We start from the raw sequence: 19,623 nt of genomic DNA, 5'->3' as shown, positions 1-19,623 counted from the left end.
CCCTGCCGGTCGATACGGATGGGTATCTTCTTCCGGCCTGATTTTTTCCCTCCTGTCCGCCGATTTTGCAGGCATGTTGGCGGGACAGCGTGGAAATCCGCGTCACGCTGGTGTAGCAGGAACCTCATGAACGAAATCCGTCACGCCCGTCTGCATCGCGCAACCAGCGAAACCGACATCACCCTTGCCCTCTCACTCGACGGTCAGGGCCGCTCCGACGTGGACAGCGGCATCGGCTTTTTCGACCATATGCTGACGGCCCTGGCCAAACATGGCGGTTTCGATCTTGAGCTGAAGGCCAAGGGAGACCTGCATATCGACGGCCACCACACCGTTGAGGATGTCGGCATCGTCTTCGGACAGGCCTTCCGTCAGGCCATCGGGGACAAACGCGGCATCGAGCGTTTCGGCCATGCCCTCGTGCCGCTGGATGAAGCCCTGTGCGAGGCGGTCGTGGATATCTCCGGGCGCCCCTACCTGGCCTGGAACGTTGTCTTTCCGCGCGAGAAGATCGGTACGATGGACACGGAACTGTTCGAGGAGTTCTTCCGCGCCTTCGCCATGTCCGCCCATATCGCCCTGCATCTGACCTGCAAGTCCGGCACCAACGCCCACCACATCGCGGAAAGCGGTTTCAAGGCCGTCGCCCGCGCCCTGAAGGTTGCCGTCTCGCACGACCCCCGTTCGGCGGGTGCCATCCCCTCCACCAAAGGCGTGCTGTGAAGCTCTACATTCCCTGCACGAAACCGGACGCAGCCGGACCGCAGATGCCGGTGATGGTTCAGGACGGTTTTTCATGGCGCGTCCTGTTCTTCGGCTGGTTCGGACTGCTGACATACGGCGCATGGATTTCCGCCCTGCTGGCCGCAGCCGCCACAATGATGACACTGCATGTCTTCATGGGCTTCTGGTCCCGGCTTGACCTGATCGTGGCCATCCATGCCGTCCTCGCCAGCTTCACCGCTGAAATCCGCCTGTGGGAGCAGCGCCTGAATGGCCGCGTTACCGGCACACCGATCGCAGCTCCCAGCCGGGACATCGCCCTCCTGCGCTGGATGGACCAGCAGCCACACGCCACCCCCTACAGCCGCACAGCTCCGGAGTTTCCATGCGCGTCGTCGTAATTGACTACAATGGCGGAAATCTCGCCTCGGCCGCACAGGCAGCCCGTAAAGCCGCCACCCGCAAGGGGATCGAGGCAGACGTCGTCATCTCCCGCGATGCAAATGACATCCTGACGGCTGACCGGCTGATCCTCCCCGGACAGGGCGCTTTCGCCGACTGCGCACAGGGCCTTGGCCCCGAGCTGCGCAACATGCTCGAAACCGCCACCGCCAATGGCACACCGTTCCTCGGCATCTGTGTCGGCATGCAGCTTATGTGCGAATACGGCCTCGAACATGGTCGCACCGAAGGCCTGGGCTGGATTTCCGGCAATATCCGCCGCATGGATGAAGCTGCGGATGCCGGCCTGCGTCTCCCACACATGGGCTGGAACACGCTGGACTTCACCCCCGGCGCGCATCTGCTGACGGATGGCCTCACTCCTGGCAATCATGGCTATTTCGTCCATTCCTATGCCCTGCATGATGGTGCGGAAAGCGATCTCGTCGCAACGGCGCAGTATGGCACGCAGGTTCCGGCCATCGTTGCGCGCGGCAACCGCTGCGGCACGCAGTTCCATGTTGAAAAGAGTCAGGATGTCGGTCTGACGATCCTCGGCAACTTCCTGCGGTGGACCTCATGACCATCACCTGCGAACGCGTCGTCTCGCCGCTTCCTCCCGAAGATCTGGATGCCCTGATCGAGGCCACCTCCGCTGGCATTCTGGACGGCGGCGGCTTCGGCTGGCTCCAGCCGCCCGGTCATCAGGCTCTGGCGCGCTATTTCGAGGGACTGCTGCTCGTTCCCGAACGCAGCTTCTATATCGTGCGCGACAATGGCGTAATCTGCGGCGCGGGTCAGCTCGTCCGTCCGCCTTCAAGCTATGAAGCCCATGCGGCCACCGCCAATCTGACAGGCCTCTTCGTCGCCCCCTATGCCCGCGGTCGCGGTCTGGGACGCGCGTTGCTGGAAGCCATGCTCAAGGGCGCGAAGGCCATTGGCTGCAAGGTTGTAAACTGCGACATCCGCGAAACGCATGTCGCCGCTATCGGGCTGTTCCGGTCGTTCGAGTTCGAACACTGGGGGACCCATCCCTATTATGCACGGATCGGAGGGCAGACGGTGCGCGGACTTTTTCTCTCGAAACTTCTGGCAAACGAGAACGAGGCCGCCCGCTGGCAGTCCAGCATCGCCATGCCCGACACCAGCAGCGCGGCTTCAGACACGATGATCGATACAGCCGCCCCGGCTCACGGCCTGACGCTCTATCCGGCCATTGATCTCAAGGACGGTGCCTGCGTCCGCCTGCGTCGCGGTGAGATGGAAGACGCCACCCATTATTCGGACGATCCCGGCGCACAGGCCAGGCTGTTCGCGGAAGCCGGCTGCCGCCATCTGCATGTCGTGGACCTGAACGGCGCCTTTGCCGGTCGTTCCACCAACATTCCGGCCATTGAGTCCATCGTGAAAGCCACAAGCCTTCCCGTGCAGCTCGGTGGCGGCATCCGGGACATGGCCGCGATCGAACGCTGGCTCGAAGCGGGCGTCTCGCGCGTCATTCTGGGCTCCGTGGCCGTCAAGGACCCCGAACTGGTCCGTCAGGCCGCCCGCGCCTTCCCGGGCCGGATCGTCGCCGGCATCGACGCCCGACAGGGCCGTGTCGCCACCGAAGGCTGGGCCGAAGTGTCCGAACTGGAAGCCAACGACCTTGCTCTGCGCATGGAAGATGCCGGTGTGGCCGCCGTGATCTTCACCGAAATCACGCGGGACGGCATGCTGGCCGGGCTGGATCTGGAACAGACCGCCGACATGGCCCGTCGCCTCTCCATCCCCGTCATCGCCAGTGGTGGCGTGGGCAGTCTGGAGCATCTCAAGGCCCTGCGTGATGTCGCTCGCGACGTTCCGGGCATTTCCGGTGCCATCGTCGGCCGCGCCCTCTATGACGGCCGCATCTCCCTCAAAGACGCCCTGGACGTCCTCGGTTCATGCTGAAACTCCGCGTCATTCCCTGTCTGGACGTCAAGGACGGCCGCGTCGTCAAAGGGGTGAACTTTGTCTCACTGCGCGATGCCGGTGATCCCGTCGAACAGGCCAAGCTCTACGACGCCGCCGGTGCTGATGAACTCACCTTCCTCGACATCACGGCGAGCGTCGAAAACCGTGACACCATTCTCGACGTCGTCCGCCGCACGGCCGAGGCTATCTGTCTGCCCCTGACCGTAGGCGGTGGCGTGCGCACCTGTGAAGACATGCGCCGCCTGCTTCTGGCCGGAGCAGACAAATGCGCCGTCAATTCGGCGGCCATCAAGAACCCGGACCTGATCCGCGAAGCGTCCGAACGTTTCGGCAGCCAGTGCATCGTCGTGGCCATCGACGCCCGCTCTAACGGTCAGGGCGGCTGGGAAGTCTATGCCAAGGGCGGCCGCGAACCCACAGGTCTGGACGTCGTGGAATGGGCACGGAAAATGCAGGATCTGGGCGCAGGCGAAATCCTGCTCACCAGCATGGACCGCGACGGCACCCGCGCAGGCTTTGACCTCGACCTTCTACGCGCAGTCTGCAATGCCGTGACCGTCCCGGTCGTCGCCTCAGGGGGCGTGGGCGAATTACAGCATTTCGTGGAAGGCGCGGAAGTCGGCGCAAGTGGCCTTCTGGCGGCAAGTGTGTTCCACTTCGGCCAGTTCCGGATTGATGAAGTCAAGAACGCGCTGAACAAGGCCGGCCTGCCGGTCAGGCTTGGAGAATAAGATCATGGGTAAACCCGCCACCAAACCGGCCCCAAAGCCTTCCAAACAGCAGGACGACAAGAAGTCTGACCTTCTGCAGGAACAGGTTCTTCAGCGCCTCTACGATACGGTGCAGTCCCGCCGTGGCACGGACCCGTCGCTCAGCCATTCCGCACGCCTGATGGCCCGTGGCCGCAACAAGATTGCCCAGAAATTCGGCGAAGAAGCCGTTGAATGCCTGATCGAAGCCGTCAATGGCAACCGCAAGGAACTGATCGGTGAAAGCGCTGATGTGCTGTACCACCTGATCGTCATGTGGGTGGATGCAGGCGTCTCCCCCGAAGACGTCTGGACGGAACTCAAGCGCCGTGAAGGCACGAGTGGCATTGCCGAAAAGGCAGCCCGCCCCAAGGAAAAGCTCGGCTGAAGAGGAGCCCGACCATGACTTACGATCCCGGTAACATCTTTGCTCGCATCCTGCGCAAGGAAATTCCAGCGCGCACGGTCTACGAAGACGACTTCGCCCTCGCCTTCCACGACATCGCCCCCCAGGCTCCGATCCATGTTCTGGTCATTCCCAAGGGCCCCTACGTCTCCATCGCCGATTTCGGTGCAACAGCCTCCCCCGATGAAATCACGGGGTTCTGGCGCGCCGTCTCGAAAATCGCCGAAGAACAGGGCCTGACCCAGGAAGGCTTCCGCCTCATCAGCAATTCCGGTCCCAATTCCGGACAGGAAGTCCCCCATTTCCATGTCCACCTGTTCGGCGGTGCGGCCCTCGGCCCCTTACTGACACAAAAAACTTCCTAAATAACCCTTGCCAAGATCCGAGGAGCCGACTATCAAGCCCCTCGCCTCGTCCCATTCGTCTAGAGGCCTAGGACACCGCCCTCTCACGGCGGCAACAGGGGTTCGAATCCCCTATGGGACGCCAAAGCTTTCGGCCAAAAATTTGAGTGCCCTCAAAGCAGGTCATAGTCCAACTGGGCCACTACGGCGAAAAATCATCTGCGATCGCTCGCAGATACGATAAGTCGAGCTTGCGACAGGCACTCCTTGGTAGGTCCGGATCCGCTGCCAGCCCATCGGTGGACTGATTGAGCAGACCTTCTCCATGGCTACCCGATACAGCGAACTATTGCTTCACAGGCAATCAAGATATTGCGCTCCTGCTGATCGGAAAGATCATGAGCGATCTCCAGATCGCACAAGCCCATCAACAGGTCAGGCCGTAGGAGCCGATTACAGAGGAGCAATCACAGGATCCCGAAGCTGTTGCCGATGCGTCCTCAGGAACTGGTCGCGCATTGTCTGGTGCTCCACAGAAAATGGCCGAAAATCTTCTTTTCGGCCATTTTCCCCGCGCATCATGTTCAGCTTATGAAGCCTGCGTCTAATTCAAAGGAATAATACCTTTTCGAATCGTGGACTCAGGTGCCGATTTCTGTAGTTCTTCCACCGTTGCGGCGGTTACCGGAGCGGCATTATTTCCCCAGGCCTTACGAATAAAAGTAACGACATCAGCAATCTGCTGCGAGCGCAGTATGCCTGAATATGCCGGCATGGCGAAGGCAGAAGGCGCTTTGGTCATCCCTGGCAAAACTGCACCGCTTTGCACCACATGCACCAAAGATGCAGGATCATCACTCATGAGAACGGGGTTTCCGGCCAATGGCGGAAAAGCCGGAGCATATCCACGACCATCAGAACGGTGGCAGGCCGCGCAGTGGTCCACATATACCTTGGCACCCTGTGCAGACGCATCTCCAGCCTGCAGCGCAGTTGCAGCGGACGGATCATAATGCCATGCCGATAGCGTCGGCTGATGTGGCTGCAATGAAAGCAGATACTGCGCCATCGCATGGAGATCCGCATCCGTCAGATGCTGCGTTCCATGGAAAATAGCGTCTGTCATACCTCCAAATGCTTCGCCGCGCCGGTTACGGCCTGTAGCGAGGAACTGTACGATATCGTCTTCAGACCATCCAGCCAGGCCGGTACGCTGATCCTGCCGCAGACTTGTTGGTACAAAACCATCGATCGCTGCCCCTCCCGAGAGAAAAAGCGACCCGCTGCTATTGGAAAGAGCCTTCTCCTGCAAGGCAAGGCCCCGAGGCGAATGGCATGCCCCGCAATGCCCCGGCCCTTCGACCAGATAAGCCCCACGTCCTATTCCATCATTAGGCAGAGACCGGTTGACATCCTTCTGAGCCGCCAGAACAGAGGGAGAGAATACCGCCCGCCAGAGGGTCATGGGCAGACGGATGGACAGAGGCCACGGAATGCCGTTAGCCGGGGCCGCCTGCGCCACGGGCTGCACGCCCTTCATGAAATAGACATACAGGGCATGAATATCGCCGTCACTCATGCGGGCATACGAAGGAAACGGCATCGCCGGATAAAGGCTTGCCCCATCCCGACGTACGCCTTCGCGGACCGCACGGGAGAATTCTGCTTCGGAATAGGCCCCAATGCCATGTGTAGGATCTGGCGTAATATTGGATGAATAGATCGATCCAATAGGAAGCTTGAATTCCATCCCCCCTGCGAATTCGCCCCTGCCCCTCACAGTATGACATGCACTACAGTCGGAGGCTTCCGCGACATATTTCCCCTGAGTGATCAGGGCGCTCGTATCCTCGGCACGCAGTTCAGAAACCGAACCTGCCAGCAGAGCGGCAACGCCAAAAAACGCTGCACGGGTGAACAAACCGTACTTCATGCCTGCACCATCGGACCTGGGTTTTTCAGATAGGTCGTCCGGATATGATAGGCAGCCCAGTATGCCAGGGCTGCGACCATTCCGGTTGGGTTATATCCCATCCCCTGCGGAAATGCGCTGGCGCCGATCACGAAAACATTCGAGACGTCCCAGCTCTGCAGATATCGGTTGACGCAACTTGTCTTGGGATCGGTTCCCATGATGGCCCCGCCACCAAGATGCGTGGTCTGATACCGACGGGTATCGAAAACCTCTCCGTCCTTCAGCATTCCGAGTGAATACCTGGTCGCCCCCATTGCCTTTATGATGGGTTCGATCTTACCCACCACGTACTGATTCATCCGGATATCGTTGTCTTTCCAGTTGAACGTCATCCGGAGCAGAGGCTGACCGTAGGCATTGCTGTAGGTGGGATCGAGATCAAGATAAACGTCCCTGTACGCCATATTGCTGCCATGGGCGTCGATGGTCAGGGAATGACGATAGGTATCGACCATGGCTTCCTTGTACCCTTCTCCCCAGGTTGGCGCCTTGCCGCCAGGCCCTCCGACGGCCGCTGCAATCGGCTTCACACCAGCCTGATTGACCCAGACCGGCGACCCACCCACAAAGCCAAGCGGCCCATGATCGAAGTTCATGCTGTTGAAGTCATCAATGGCAACGCCGGCGCCACCCGCTCCAACGAAAAGATTGGTATACTGCTTGGGTGACAGCCACGCCCGTGACGTCGTGATCGTCTGATAAACGAAATTCCGTCCCACAGTGCCGGTGTTCTGCTTCGGATCGTAAGGCTGGCCGATCCCGGACAACAGCATGAGATGAACATTGTGAAACTGGAACGCGCTGATAATGACCAGATCGGCATCCAGTTCGACCTGCTTTTTGGTGCGCAGATCCAGGTAACTCACACCCGTCGCCTTTTTCTTGTCGGCATCGAGATTGACCTTGAGAACATGGGCCTTGGTAATCAGCGTGAACTTTTTGTCCTGACGTAAAGCAGGCAGAATATTCACATTGGGAGACGCCTTGGAATACATGTAGCAGTCATACCCGCTGCAATACCCACAGAAATTGCATGGCCCCATCTGCACCCCGTAAGGGTTCGTATACTGCGCAGAGGCATTTGCGGCAGGAAGCGCATAGGGGTGATAGCCTACATTCGCGGCAGCCGATCTGAACAGGCTGGCAGAATAGACCTCTCCCATCGCTGGCAGCGGAAATGCATCGGAGCGATCAGGAGCAAAACGGTTGCCGTTTCCCACGACCTTTCCGTTGATGGTGTAAGGCTCTCCGGATGTGCCGAAAACTTTTTCCGCCTTATCGAAAAACGGTTCCAGTTCCTCATAAGTCACGCCGTAATCCTGAAGATTCATCCCCTCAGGAATGAAATTCTTTCCGTACCGGGCGACAACATTGGTGCGTAATGCCAGGTCATCCGGAGCAACACGGAAATGAACGCCCGACCAGTGAAGTCCCGCACCTCCCACTCCCTCACCGGGGAGGAAGGCTGCCAGACGTCGGTAAGGCAGGGCCTCCTGATCCAGCGTATTCCGTATCGTCACCGTAGACTGGGACAGGTTCTGAAAAAGCCGGTGACGGATGGCCCCCCTCAACTCGTCAATGGAGCTTGGATAATCACCCTCGACTGCCGTAGCACGCTCATCACCACGCTCGAGCATGACAACCGAAAGTCCTGCCTCCGTGAGTTCCTTGGCCAGGATGGAACCAGCCCAACCCGCACCGATAACGATGGCATCCACTTTTTTCGCACACATAATTCAAAAATCCTCAGGCGGTTTCGCCAGATATGGAAACAGGCCCGAACGGATACGGCGCTCCCTTCTGATTGACCCAGTCCATGAAATCGGCGCGCGCGCCGGGAAAGCCGAGCAGTGTCCATCCCGCCAGGCCCTTGTTGCCGCCATAAAGGGGATCGGAAAAAACACCCTCAAGCGTATTCTGACGCAGTTGCTCGAAGAAGGTGTGGGCAGGTACGGCGCCAAGGGCCATCTTCCCCTGCTCGAACACCTTGAGAAGTGCGACCTGCTCCGGAATGGCCAGTTGAACGAAAGTCTGTCCCTGATGATGATCGCGGACATAGGCATTTGCCGCGGCAATAGCCTGGCGATAGAGATCACGAGGCGGCAAAGGCAGCTGATATCCCAGGTTGGGAGAGCCTTCCCGAAACGGACCGGACATGTACCACAACTCTCCATGTCCATAAGGCGTATCCATCTGCCGGTCGATGAATTCAGGCGCCCCGAGCAGTGCTGCGTCGGGTCCATGAGCATCCGCAGGAAATATTCGCGCACAGGCGGCATTCAGGAACAGCCACTCCTCGTGGTTGAAATATTTAGGTTTGTATGACTGCGCACTCTCTGACTGCAAAGCATCGGCCCAGACTTTATGGCCGCCATACATCCAGAATGACGCTGACCCAAGAAGACCGGCCGTAAAATTACGCCGCGTCGAAGGGGGAATTTTCATTTCTTGCTCCAATGACAAACATGACCTGACGACATGGAAAAACAGCCCATCACCCCTTCAGCCTTTTCGCTTCCCGCAAACTCGGAAGTGTGGAATGATCAAAGGTAAGAATATCCGCTCTCGGAAAGGTCCGCTTTTGAATAGTTCTAATATATTGCAGCTTTTAAGGGCCGCCTGAGGGTTATGAAAAAAGCAGTAACCCTCAATTCTGTGGCAGTTGAAGCAGGGGTCTCGCGCGCTACTGCGTCGCTTGTGCTTCGGGACAGCCCCCTTGTCTCGCTGGAGACGAGAGACCGCGTCATCTGCGCGATGGATAAACTGGGCTATATCTACAACCGTGGCGCTGCAAATCTGCGCGGCCAGAAGACCGGCACGATCGGACTGGTCCTGTGTGACATTGGCAGCCCGTTCTACAGTCAACTGATGCTGGGGATCGACGAAGTTATCGTTGACGCCAATATTGTAGCCATTCTGGTCAATAGCGCCGAAAACCCCGACAGACAGCTGCGACAGATCCGCCGCCTCCGCGAACACGGCGTGGATGGCCTGATCCTCTGTCCGGCTGCCGGAAGTTCCGACGCCCTTCTGGCTGAAATCGAGCGGCTTCACCTGCCCTGCGTTCAGGTTCTCCGCCACGTCTCGCAGCGAAATGGCAACTATGTCGGGCCCGATTACGCGGACGGAATTTCCCTGGCAGTCACACATCTCATCAGACACGGTCGCCGGAAAATTGTATTCCTCGGGGGCAGGCCAGTTCATTCCGCTGCCCGTGAACGTCTCGATGGCTTCAGAAAGACCCTGAAAAAACACAAGCTGGAACACGACCTGATCATCCCGACGCATCTGGAGAACCTCTCCGATCTGGGTAGTTTTCCCGAACTTCTGGCCTCCTCCACCCCACCGGATGCAGTCGTCTGCTACAATGACATGCTCGCCCAGTCCGTCATGGGATATCTGCTGGCCAGAAGAAAAATGCCCGGACGCGATTTTGCGGTCATCGGAGCTGACGATCTGCCTCAAGGCGCCGTGTCTTTTCCGACCCTGACCACCATCGTGACGGATCCGGTGGGAGTCGGACGCAATGCAGCGCGCCTGTTGCTTGACAGGATCGACAATCCTACCACGTCCAGTACCCGTATCCTGGTTTCCGGACAGTTGATGATCCGTCAGAGCTGTGGGGGCCCCCTGCCCTGATCCAGTCGGCTCATCCGAAAAATTTTCAGCCCCGGAAATTCTCGGATCGGTTGTTCTATGTGCAGTGCTCATGACCCGGCTCCCATAGATCGATCTAAAAAAGGGACACATAAGACTTGAATCCCAGCATCGCTGAATTGCGCAACCCGACCTGTCCATTGGGATGGATATAATACTGAAAATCCGGCCGGAACGTTACGCCGCGCATCACATTTATGGAATAATCGACTTCCAGAACCTCGGCGTTCGTCTGCACGCCTGTTGCATGGTTCGGCATCCCCGCATAGTCCCCCGCAGCAACCATGGCCAAGGTCGTGTCACGCGTTCCAGGTGCGATGCTGACATAAGAAAAAGCCACACCGAACATGTCCTCTGGACGACCAGGAATAAGACCCTGGCTCATGAGAGCGCCATACACCTCGAAATCACGAACGGCAGTGTGCGGAGAGTTGTAAATATACCCCCCCATAAAAGTTAGACCAGCAGTCTTGGGCCTTCCAGGATAGTTCATTAATTTCTGGTCAAACATGAAATATGTCTGCCAGGCAGAATTTCTCATTAAATGCTTACCACCATGCACATAATAAGACTGCCCGACAGTATTATAATAATTATCAGCACGGCTCACATCATCATAAACAAATCCCAGCTTGTAATGACCAGGGAGATCATGATGGGGGCCGAAATGTGGCTCCCATTGAGCTTCGATCGGAATTTCATATCCAACGATATTGGCGCCGTTGAACTTAAATCCCGTCCTGTGCTGATAGTTCTGATAGATCCCGTTTTCGGCGAAATAGACGCCAGCCTGGATGTAAAGATCCTTGCGGGGGCGGCCCTTCATGCGAAAAGCCCATGTCGCCGCAGGGTAGCTGCCATAATAGGTGCTATCCGCAGCCGCCTTCGGACGCCCGCAGAAAGAATTGTTCTGAAAGCTACAGAAAATAGGGCTCGATGCGAAATCGGACATCTGGGACATACGGCCGCCCGCAATCAGAAACCTGCCACCAAACAGACTTTCTTCTCCATACAAAGAGACGAGATGGACCACCACGTTCCCTCCTCCGCCGTAAATTTCAGAGCTATGCGCCAGCCAGTCACCGAACATCCGGTTAGCGGTTGTTCCATAGCGACCAATGGTCGTCATGCGAGTCACAAAACCTTTGATGCCTGCAAGGTGCTCCCAGTCAACAATAAGATTTGCTGAATATTGCCCGGCATTACTGGAACCATCCCTGTAATTTCCATAATGAGGGCCTCTTGTTGGATGCTGCAATGCCCCAGCATATTCATTTGTATTGTCAAAATGAAAACCAATACCGTTTTTTCTTAACCACGGGGTCATGCCGAAAAAGTCCGGGAAAATGGAAGGCGGTCCTTCTGTGATTGCAGAAGGCGCTGCATGCGGAGGAGACAAAGGGGGGGCGGGATATGTGGTGAAAATGCCTGGAGCAATGGAGGACTGAGGCGGAGCATTTTGCTGAACCGAATTCAACGGCGTTGAAGCATTTTGCTGCGGCCCCAAATTCTGGGTCTGGGTCTGGGTCTGGGTCTGGGTCTGGGTCTGGGTCTGGGTCTGGGTCTGATCTTTCGCAAAAAGAACGGGAAATCCACCAGAAACACAATAAATCAAAACGACATATAAGATTTTTTTACAGATTCTATGCGCATAAAACGAGCGTCCTGTCGAATTGCTTATTATAAGCTTATTCTTAAACATCTTCGTTCCAGTGAATCATACTTAACGCTCTTACTTATCTACTCTATCGAATCATCCAAAGCAGAATCAGTACTTCGCATATTCTCTGGAAGCGGCATGCCATATAATTTTCGCATTTCCCATACCGGCAATCATCACGAATTCTGTGAAGACGTCTTCACGGCATTGAGAACCTGAAAAAAGAATTTAGAGCGATCTAAATTTTTCCGGGATTTTGAATTAGGAAAAACAACGTTTTTTCATTGAGATAGCAGTCCTTCTCGTCATTGGCCGCTGAAAAGTCAGCTTTCTCGTTGCGGAAGAATCCCGGAATTTTCCACACTTTGTCACAATATAGTGAATTAGATCGATCTAGGTGGACTCTCTGTTCTCGTGGCACATGCCGTTTAGCCGTTACGAAATATGACCGAAAGGCGCGTCCCGTGCTGCTATTCAGGAACATGTCCACGAAGAACACTCGCGGAATCCTGCAACGCCTCTGTTGTGCAGTGATCCTCGGAGCTGGAGTCATTCCGCAGGTGGTTCAAGCGGAAGAGACCTCTTTCCCAACCCTGTCCCTTTCTCAGGCGCGCCTTCTGGCACACGCCGCCGAAAAGAGAGCCGCGTCAAACCAGACGAGCATCGTCGTGACTGTTGTTGACGCTTCGGGACAACCCATTCTGGTCGAGCGTATGGCGGGAGCACAGCTCGCCAGTATCGACCTTTCCCAACGCAAGGCGGTCAGCGCTGTCTTTTACAAACGACCGTCATCCGCTTTCGAAGCGGCGCTGAGCGGCGGAAAAATGGCAGTTCTGGCCCTTCCCCATGCCATGCCGGCAGGAGGCGGCGTCCCTATTTTCCACAATACCCAGCTTATGGGCGGCATCGGTGTCAGTGGGGGAAACAATACCCAGGACGCCGATGCCGCCATTGCCGCGGTGGGAGCCCTGAAATGACAATGATCTCTATTGCGGAACATCGTGGAAAAGGAGTCGGGGCATGACCAAAGACCGCCATCCTTCCTCTCCTGTTCAGCAGTCCGTTTTGGGGCGCCGCTCCCTGCTGCTCGGCACCATAATGGGCAGTATCTCTGTTGCTGCAGGCAGTTCAGTCCTTGGAAAGGCAGGCGCTCTTGCCGCCACTCCGCTCGACGAGACATTTCTGGCCATCTCACGGGCAATCACAGGACGTCAGGATCTCAATCCAGTCCTCAGCAGTCGGCTCTGCTCTGCCATGCAGGCCACTTTCCCTGGCTATGCGACGACAATCCAGGCACTGGCTTCGGTTACGGCGCAAGGGGGCCAACCCAATGAAATTCTCGAGCGCTCCGGCGATCTGAAGAAGGCTTTTCTGGCTCTCAATGCGGCCTGGTACACCGGCTCAGTCGAGGACAGAACGGGTGCCCCCATGGTCGCCTATTACGATGCTCTCATGTACCAGCCCACGAAAGACGGCTTGCCAGTCCCAACCTACTGCTTTGCACGTCCAGGATGGTGGACCGAAACGCCACCGGCACTAGGCATTCCCATCCATGCCCCACTTCCAAAGACGCCGCCTCCCCCGGCCCCTCCTGGCGTGGAAAGCAAAATTCCCCCGCAGTCCCCGCCTTTGAAACCCATCACACCCTCTTCTCCCCCATACGTTCCCAAACCCCGTCAGGAGCACTAACCATGGCCAAACCGGACTTTTCATCCTCTGGAGATGTATCGGCGGATGTCGTTGTCGTCGGCTCGGGAGTGGTGGGCGGCATGGTGGCAAACGAACTTGCTGCTGCTGGCCATTCCGTACTGATCCTGGAGGCAGGACTGCGCCTCAAACGCGCAGAATATGTGGAAAACTGGCGCAACATGTCGTTCCACAACCGGCTCCATTCAGATTTTCAGGGGCTTTATCCCCAGTCCCCACTGGCTCAGGCACCCTTATATTTCCCACCCAATGATTATGTGGGCCTGTCGGGACCCAACGGATCAGCTTTCAAGCAGGGCTATCTTCGTACTGTTGGTGGAACGACGTGGCACTGGGCCGCTTCATGCTGGCGCCATCTTCCTTCCGACTTCGAGATGAAAACGCGTTATGGCGTAGGCCGCGACTGGGCCATCTCCTACAATGAGCTGGAACCGTTTTATTGCCGCGCCGAAGAGGAAATGGGGGTTTCTGGCCCTCACGACAAATCTCTCCAATCCCCTCCGGAACGGAGCCGCCCCTACCCCCGGGACATGATTCCGTTCGGGTATGGAGACCGTCGGGTCGCTGAGATCGTCAATCCCCACGGCTTTCATCTGGTGCCCATTCCACAGGGACGCAGCATCGAGCCGTTCGGTGAACGCCCCGCCTGCTGCGGCAATAACAACTGCCAGCCCATCTGCCCCATCGGGGCCATGTACAATGGCATTCAGCACATCGAAAAAGCTGAATCCAAAGGCGCTGTCACCATCGCCGAAGCGGTCGTCTATCGTATTGATACCGATGAAAACAACCGCGTGACGGCCGTGCACTGGTATGATGCACACCGGCAGTCCCACAAGGCTACCGGCAAGACATTCGTTCTCGCCTGCAATGGTATCGAAACCCCACGCCTTCTGCTCCTTGCAGCCAATGCCCGCAACCCGAACGGCATCGCCAATTCCTCCGATCAGGTGGGCCGCAACATGATGGACCACTCGGGCGTTCACGCATCCTTTCTGGCTAACGAGCCGCTCTGGTTTGGCCGCGGCCCAGCACAGAGCAGTTGCATCGTCGGTCCCCGGGATGGAGATTTCCGGCGGGAATATTCAGCCAACAAGATGATCCTCAACAATATCAGCCGCGTCGCTCCTGCAACGGAACAGGCCCTCAAACTTGGCCTGGTCGGCAAAGAGCTTGATGACGAAATCCGCCGGCGTGCTGCATGTGGTGTTGACCTCTCCATCAGCCTTGAGCCGCTTCCCGACCCCGAAAACCGCCTGACACTGAGCAAAACCCGCAAGGATCCTCTGGGACTGGCCTGCCCCGACATCCATTACGATGTGGGCGACTATGTCCGCAAAGGGCTGAACGCGGTCACCACACAGGTCAAGGAAATTGCCGGCCTGCTGGGCGGGACCGAGCTTCGCATCACGACAGATTACAACGCCAACAACCACATCATGGGCGGAACAATCATGGGCCGGGATCCCAAGGATTCGGTCGTTGACGGTGATTGCCGGGCCCATGACCACCCCAATCTGTGGATTCCGGGCGGCGGTGCAATGCCGTCTGCCAGCGTCGTCAACACCACGCTCAGCATGGCGGCGCTCGGTCTGAAAGCCGCCGATTCCATCAAGGCCGCTTTCGCACGGGGGCAGGCATGAAACAGAAACGCCTGAGTATTTCCGGTTATTTCGTCCTTTCCGCTGCAATCAGCCTCGGGGCCGGCACGCTTGCGCATGCTCAGGGCACTGATCCCAACACGGCCGTTGCCGAACGCGGACATTATCTTGCCATTGCCGCTGACTGCGCAGCCTGCCACACGGCGCCCGGCTCCAGCAAACCGTTTGCCGGCGGCTATGGCATCGCGTCTCCACTTGGATCGATCTATTCGACCAACATCAGCCCTTCAAAAGAATACGGCATCGGAAACTATACCGAGAAAGAGTTCGCGCACGCTTTACGAGAAGGCATCCGGCGCGACGGGGCTCATCTTTATCCGGCGATGCCTTACACGTCCTATACCAAACTGACAGATGACGACGTCCACGCCCTGTACGTCTATTTCATGTCATCGGTAAAGCCGGTCGAAAGCAGCCCACAGAAAACCGCTCTGCCTTTCCCCTATAATATCCGGGCTTCCATGGCGATCTGGAATGCCCTTTTCCTGGATGATACGCGCTTCAAGCCCGATCCTTCCAAATCTGTGGAAGTCAATCGCGGGCATTACCTGTCCTATGCGCTGGCACATTGTGACACCTGCCACACGCCCCGCAACGCCATGATGGCGGAAGAGGGAAGCAGCCCCCTGGCCGGTGCATCGCTGTCGTCCTGGTATGCACCGAATGTGACTTCGGACCCTGTCAGCGGTATTGGCGGCTGGAGCAACGAAGATCTTTTCCGCTACCTCAAGACCGGCGATGTCCCCGGAAAAGCTCAGGCAGGCGGCCCCATGGCGGAAGCCATTGAGCACAGCTTCCAGTATCTGAACGATGCCGACATCCGCGCCATGGTGGCGTACATCAAGCAGGTTCCGGCCATTTCGGACAGCAAGGACAAAGCCCCCCGCGAAAGCTATGGGAAATTTTCCAATCGTGAGTCCGTCTACCGCGCTCTGCCCGCCAGCCGGATCAGTCGCGGCGAATATCTCTTCTCGGGAGAATGTGCGGCCTGTCATCGGCCAACCGGTCAGGGCAGCCCGGACGGGTACTACCCACAGCTTTTCCATAATACGGCCCTGGGCGCGCCCATTGCCGATAACCTGATCACCACGATCCTCATGGGGGTCCGGCGGGAGGTCAACGGTCATACGACCTATATGCCGGGATTTGGGCCAGGCTCGTATGTTGACTCACTGTCCGATCAGGACATTGCCGATATCAGTAATTACGTTGAACAGCACTTCGGCAATCCGAATGTCAAAGTCACACCTGACGATGTGAAGCTCATCCGTTCCGGTGGTCCCAAGCCGCTTATCGCACAGTTGGGCGCTTTCACAGTCCCCGCGATGATCGGAGCAGCCCTGATCCTCGCCGCCGCCATTCTTTTCTTCATCCGACTTTCCCGAAAGGCGAAGGCCTGAGGCTTTCGGCTCTTTCGTCTAACGTCTCCAGGAGACCCCAGAGATGCAAAGACTGTGCCTGCTTTCCTGTGCCGCACTGCTTGCGTTCGCTTCCTCCACCCACGCCCAGACCGTGGTGTCGGCGAATGATGCGCATTCCATTCTTCAAAACGGGGTGCAGGTGCTGCCACACCCCCTTAAGTCAGATTCCCTGTCGTTCCTCGAAAAAACAGCCGATGGTGCCTGGAAAGTCCGGACGAGCATCAATGTGCCTACCAGCGTCATCGGGCCGCCTACCGCCGTTACCTTCAGCCCCGATGGCAAGATCCTTGTCGTCTCCGCTGCATCGAAGCCTGATCCGAAAGCCGGGAAAATCGTTCCGGATGATGAGATCACCGTCATCGATATTTCCGGGCCAGAACCGAAAATCATACAGCGCGTCGCGTCTGCCCCCGGCGCGACCACCCTGCGCTTCACGCCAGACGGACATCATCTTCTCGTCGCCAATGGCAAATCCGGCGTCCTGACGTGGTTCACGTTTGACGGACATAATCTGAGCAACCGGCGTGTTATTGCCCTGCCCGTCTCCGGCTTTCCAGGAGGTCTCGCCATCCTTCCCGACGGAAAGCGCGCCCTTGTGAGCCTCTGGCAGGCCGACAAGGTCTACACCCTCCATATCAACGGCGACCAGATTACCGTCGATCCTCATCCTCTGAACATCAAACCGGGACCGTGGAACATCCAGTTGAGCAAGGACGGGCATTACGCCGTCATGGGAATGCTGGGCCATGGTGAAGGGTTGCCAGGCGCTCTTTCGGTTCTGGATCTGAACGCCGAACCAATCCGGGAAATCCAGCGCACTCCCGTCCCCAACGCGCCGGAAGGGCTCGATATTTCTCCGGATGGCCAGTATGTCGCCGTCGTCTCCCAGAACGGCTCCGCACTCTCCCCTGCCTCTCCACTCTATCATGATCGGGGGATCGTTACGGTTTTCTCATTCAGAGACGGTCATCTGACACCACTGGCACAGGCTCCCGGCACACTCTGGCCGCAGGGACTGACCTTCTCACCAGATGGTCATGATATCCTCGTCCAGGGTGTCATGGATCGTAGTCTGCTGACCCTGACGTGGAATGGTACTCAACTCCGCAAGACGGGCGAAACCCCGCTCCCGGGTGGCGGTGCCGACCTTGAAAAAACCTTGCGGTAACAGGAACCAGAGACATTTTTCTGGTTGGGTGTTCCTTTTTGCTGCTCTTCGCGCGGAGCAGAGAGGCCTGTCCTCCCTAACTTTCAGGGCCAGCTCTGAGCCCCTTGATTGTATGGGTAAACCACACACCCGTAAAAGACTGGTGGAAAGGCAGGCAGCGCCAATTTCAGAACTTCCGGCATGCCGGGGAAGCGGTCCATGTGCCTTCTCTGGCTCGCCCGGGAAAGACACATGGCGCCCCAACGTTCCCAGCGGTTATACAGCGTCTTGTGCGGCCCATATTCCGGGGTGTATCGCCCCAGCACAGGCCGTTCCAATTGACAAAAATGATGCTGCTCAACACACGGCGATCATAAGGCGTGGGCGGCGGTGGCTTTTGAAAAAAGGACGCAAACGATCCATCTGTTCGTCCATCAGCCAGTAAAGGTCGATCATTTCCAGTCTCCTCACAGAGCCTGAATCAGATTGCTATGCTCAAATCAATGGATCCTGAGCCTAACAGAGCGGTAACTCATAATCCACTTGAGTTCTCTTGCCTCCCAGCGAGCAAAATCAATTTGAATATGTCTTGGCTATAATGCTTACGAGTGAACATGAATTAACTTCTGGAACATCTCGTAAGGACAGGCTTTCGTTCCATTACACCGGTTTGAACTTACCGTGGCTGAAACTGGACCCTGCTTTTGAAGCTGCTCAGGCATACGTGCATCGTCCAGAGTCGGCACGCTGTAACGGAACCGTACGCTCAACTGGTGATGACCTTCATCCAGAAGATCAAAAATGAAGGCCCCTGCCGGAAGCGGCATATCAGTCGGTAGGCCGGCTGCATGCCAATGGAGGTCGAGTTCTCCGGCCAGCGCATTGAGTGTATCATCATGCCCGACAATGAGCGTTACATGCCGTTTTCCGCTCACTGACTGAGCAAAAGCATCATTCATCAATCTGCCAATGACAGCAGTTTCCGGCTCCCCCACCCCGGGGACCCGACGGGTCAGGCGGGCATAAAGAGTGTTGAGCGACAACAGCCGTTCGACATCCGCTTCGTTCAGCTTTCCCCACCCCGCGGCCATACCCTCCTCGTATTCCATCATGAACGTGTCCGTAACCTGAAATGCGGCCAGAAGTGGCCCTCGCAGGACCGGCCATTCATTACCGACAGCACTCACTTTGCCGGGCGCGGCATTCCAGTCCGGGTTTCCCAGAACTTCACCGAACTCCTTCATGGTTGTCACCATGACCGGATCCGGATGGAAGCCTTTCAGCGCCCATGACATTGCAACCGTGGCTGTCCGGAGCGTTTCTGCAGTCTCGACAGGCCTGAACGGATTTGCCGACAGAGCCGTGGCAGGCGTCACCGGAATATTACAGGTCGGAAAAGCCGCGCCCACAAATTCCTGTGCCGTATCGAGCGTGCGCTGATCTGTATCAGCAATGACTGTAAGAGCTTCCGGTACAGGACAATCAGCGGGCACAAGCCCCATCCGACGCCATGTCCTTCTCTGAAACTGTCCTACAATATTCACGACCTGACGTCCGTGATATGTCAGTTGTCCCGGGCCGCTTTCCCATCGCACCCAGGGGCGCTGCGTCAGAGGAGGCGTGGAAACGCCTGGCAGGATCGGTGCCCTGATACCATGCCGCATGACCACGACCTCGGCCAGAACCCTGTCCTGCGCGTCAGCCAATGGGGGAGTACCAACAGCATACAGGGCAAGAAGGATAGAGGAAAACCCGAGAAGACATCGTGTCATGACA

Annotated in this window: 18 protein-coding genes, 1 tRNA gene and 1 pseudogene; 14 read left to right on the top strand and 6 right to left on the bottom strand. The window is 57.3% G+C overall.

Annotation, left to right across the window (positions count from 1 at the left end):
• Positions 1–126: 126 nt before the first annotated feature.
• From hisB to ABF859_RS02470, 8 genes are all read left to right on the top strand, one after another.
• Positions 127–723: an imidazoleglycerol-phosphate dehydratase HisB gene (gene hisB / locus ABF859_RS02505; RefSeq protein ID WP_415525846.1), complete on the top strand. Its 597-nt coding sequence runs from the start codon at positions 127–129 to the stop codon at positions 721–723.
• Positions 720–1,124 carry a hypothetical protein gene (locus ABF859_RS02500; RefSeq protein WP_415525844.1) on the top strand — a complete coding sequence of 135 codons (405 nt, stop codon included), beginning with the start codon at positions 720–722 and terminating at the stop codon, positions 1,122–1,124. The genes hisB and ABF859_RS02500 overlap by 4 nt, the downstream gene beginning before the upstream one ends.
• Positions 1,109–1,747, top strand: coding sequence for an imidazole glycerol phosphate synthase subunit HisH (hisH, locus tag ABF859_RS02495; protein WP_415525842.1), 639 nt, complete (start codon positions 1,109–1,111; stop codon positions 1,745–1,747). The genes ABF859_RS02500 and hisH overlap by 16 nt, the downstream gene beginning before the upstream one ends.
• Complete coding sequence (hisA, locus tag ABF859_RS02490) at positions 1,744–3,096, top strand: 1-(5-phosphoribosyl)-5-[(5-phosphoribosylamino)methylideneamino]imidazole-4-carboxamide isomerase (RefSeq protein WP_415525840.1); 1,353 nt, start codon at positions 1,744–1,746, stop codon at positions 3,094–3,096. Before hisH ends, hisA begins: the two co-directional genes overlap by 4 nt.
• Positions 3,090–3,851 carry an imidazole glycerol phosphate synthase subunit HisF gene (gene hisF / locus ABF859_RS02485; protein WP_194262236.1) on the top strand — a complete coding sequence of 254 codons (762 nt, stop codon included), beginning with the start codon at positions 3,090–3,092 and terminating at the stop codon, positions 3,849–3,851. Before hisA ends, hisF begins: the two co-directional genes overlap by 7 nt.
• 4 nt (positions 3,852–3,855) lie before the next feature.
• A complete protein-coding gene (locus ABF859_RS02480; protein WP_415525837.1) occupies positions 3,856–4,257 on the top strand; it encodes a phosphoribosyl-ATP diphosphatase in 402 nt (133 codons plus the stop codon).
• A gap of 14 nt (positions 4,258–4,271) precedes the next feature.
• Positions 4,272–4,640, top strand: a complete 369-nt coding sequence (locus tag ABF859_RS02475; protein ID WP_415525835.1) for a histidine triad nucleotide-binding protein — start codon at positions 4,272–4,274, stop codon at positions 4,638–4,640.
• A 48-nt stretch (positions 4,641–4,688) separates the two neighbouring features.
• Positions 4,689–4,764 (top strand) — tRNA-Glu (locus ABF859_RS02470).
• Positions 4,765–5,223: 459 nt separating this feature from the next.
• On the opposite strand, the gene ABF859_RS02465 is transcribed toward ABF859_RS02470, so the two are convergent.
• From ABF859_RS02465 to ABF859_RS02455, 3 genes are read right to left on the bottom strand one after another with little or no spacing between them, the layout of a single operon-like run.
• Positions 5,224–6,552 carry a c-type cytochrome gene (locus ABF859_RS02465; RefSeq protein WP_415525833.1) on the bottom strand — a complete coding sequence of 443 codons (1,329 nt, stop codon included), beginning with the start codon at positions 6,550–6,552 and terminating at the stop codon, positions 5,224–5,226.
• Positions 6,549–8,327, bottom strand: a complete 1,779-nt coding sequence (locus tag ABF859_RS02460; protein WP_415525831.1) for a GMC family oxidoreductase — start codon at positions 8,325–8,327, stop codon at positions 6,549–6,551. The genes ABF859_RS02465 and ABF859_RS02460 overlap by 4 nt, the downstream gene beginning before the upstream one ends.
• Before the next feature lie 13 nt (positions 8,328–8,340).
• A complete protein-coding gene (locus tag ABF859_RS02455; protein ID WP_415525829.1) occupies positions 8,341–9,039 on the bottom strand; it encodes a gluconate 2-dehydrogenase subunit 3 family protein in 699 nt (232 codons plus the stop codon).
• Between the two features lie 210 nt (positions 9,040–9,249).
• Between ABF859_RS02455 and ABF859_RS02450 the strand changes: the two genes are divergently transcribed.
• Positions 9,250–10,233: a LacI family DNA-binding transcriptional regulator gene (locus tag ABF859_RS02450; RefSeq protein ID WP_415525827.1), complete on the top strand. Its 984-nt coding sequence runs from the start codon at positions 9,250–9,252 to the stop codon at positions 10,231–10,233.
• 94 nt (positions 10,234–10,327) lie between these two features.
• Here the strand turns inward: ABF859_RS02450 and ABF859_RS02445 are convergent, their stop codons facing one another.
• Positions 10,328–11,953, bottom strand: coding sequence for a carbohydrate porin (locus ABF859_RS02445; protein WP_415525825.1), 1,626 nt, complete (start codon positions 11,951–11,953; stop codon positions 10,328–10,330).
• Positions 11,954–12,393: 440 nt separating this feature from the next.
• On the opposite strand from ABF859_RS02445, the gene ABF859_RS02440 reads away from it, so the two are divergent.
• Genes ABF859_RS02440 through ABF859_RS02420 form a run of 5 tightly spaced genes read left to right on the top strand, consistent with a single transcriptional unit; the run spans position 12,394 to position 17,868 of the window.
• Positions 12,394–12,888 (top strand): GlcG/HbpS family heme-binding protein, encoded by a 495-nt coding sequence (locus ABF859_RS02440; protein WP_415525823.1) that lies wholly within the window; start codon positions 12,394–12,396, stop codon positions 12,886–12,888.
• A 43-nt stretch (positions 12,889–12,931) separates the two neighbouring features.
• Positions 12,932–13,600, top strand: a complete 669-nt coding sequence (locus ABF859_RS02435; RefSeq protein ID WP_415525821.1) for a sugar dehydrogenase complex small subunit — start codon at positions 12,932–12,934, stop codon at positions 13,598–13,600.
• Between the two features lie 2 nt (positions 13,601–13,602).
• Positions 13,603–15,261 carry a GMC family oxidoreductase gene (locus ABF859_RS02430; RefSeq protein WP_415525819.1) on the top strand — a complete coding sequence of 553 codons (1,659 nt, stop codon included), beginning with the start codon at positions 13,603–13,605 and terminating at the stop codon, positions 15,259–15,261.
• Positions 15,258–16,679 carry a c-type cytochrome gene (locus tag ABF859_RS02425; RefSeq protein WP_415525817.1) on the top strand — a complete coding sequence of 474 codons (1,422 nt, stop codon included), beginning with the start codon at positions 15,258–15,260 and terminating at the stop codon, positions 16,677–16,679. The genes ABF859_RS02430 and ABF859_RS02425 overlap by 4 nt, the downstream gene beginning before the upstream one ends.
• 43 nt (positions 16,680–16,722) lie before the next feature.
• Complete coding sequence (locus ABF859_RS02420; RefSeq protein WP_415525815.1) at positions 16,723–17,868, top strand: hypothetical protein; 1,146 nt, start codon at positions 16,723–16,725, stop codon at positions 17,866–17,868.
• Positions 17,869–18,104: 236 nt separating this feature from the next.
• On the opposite strand, the pseudogene ABF859_RS02415 reads toward ABF859_RS02420, so the two are convergent.
• Positions 18,105–18,303: pseudogene (locus ABF859_RS02415) on the bottom strand (transposase); the annotation flags it as partial.
• Positions 18,304–18,449: 146 nt separating this feature from the next.
• The gene (locus ABF859_RS02410) at positions 18,450–19,619 is read right to left on the bottom strand and encodes a histidine-type phosphatase (protein WP_415525813.1); all 1,170 of its coding nucleotides are present in this window, start codon (positions 19,617–19,619) and stop codon (positions 18,450–18,452) included.
• Between the last annotated feature and the right edge of the window lie 4 nt (positions 19,620–19,623).

This window comes from Gluconobacter sp. (assembly GCF_047722525.1).
Lineage (GTDB): Bacteria > Pseudomonadota > Alphaproteobacteria > Acetobacterales > Acetobacteraceae > Gluconobacter.
Note: the sequence above shows the minus strand (reverse complement) of the source record. Positions and strands in the feature narration are given on the sequence as shown.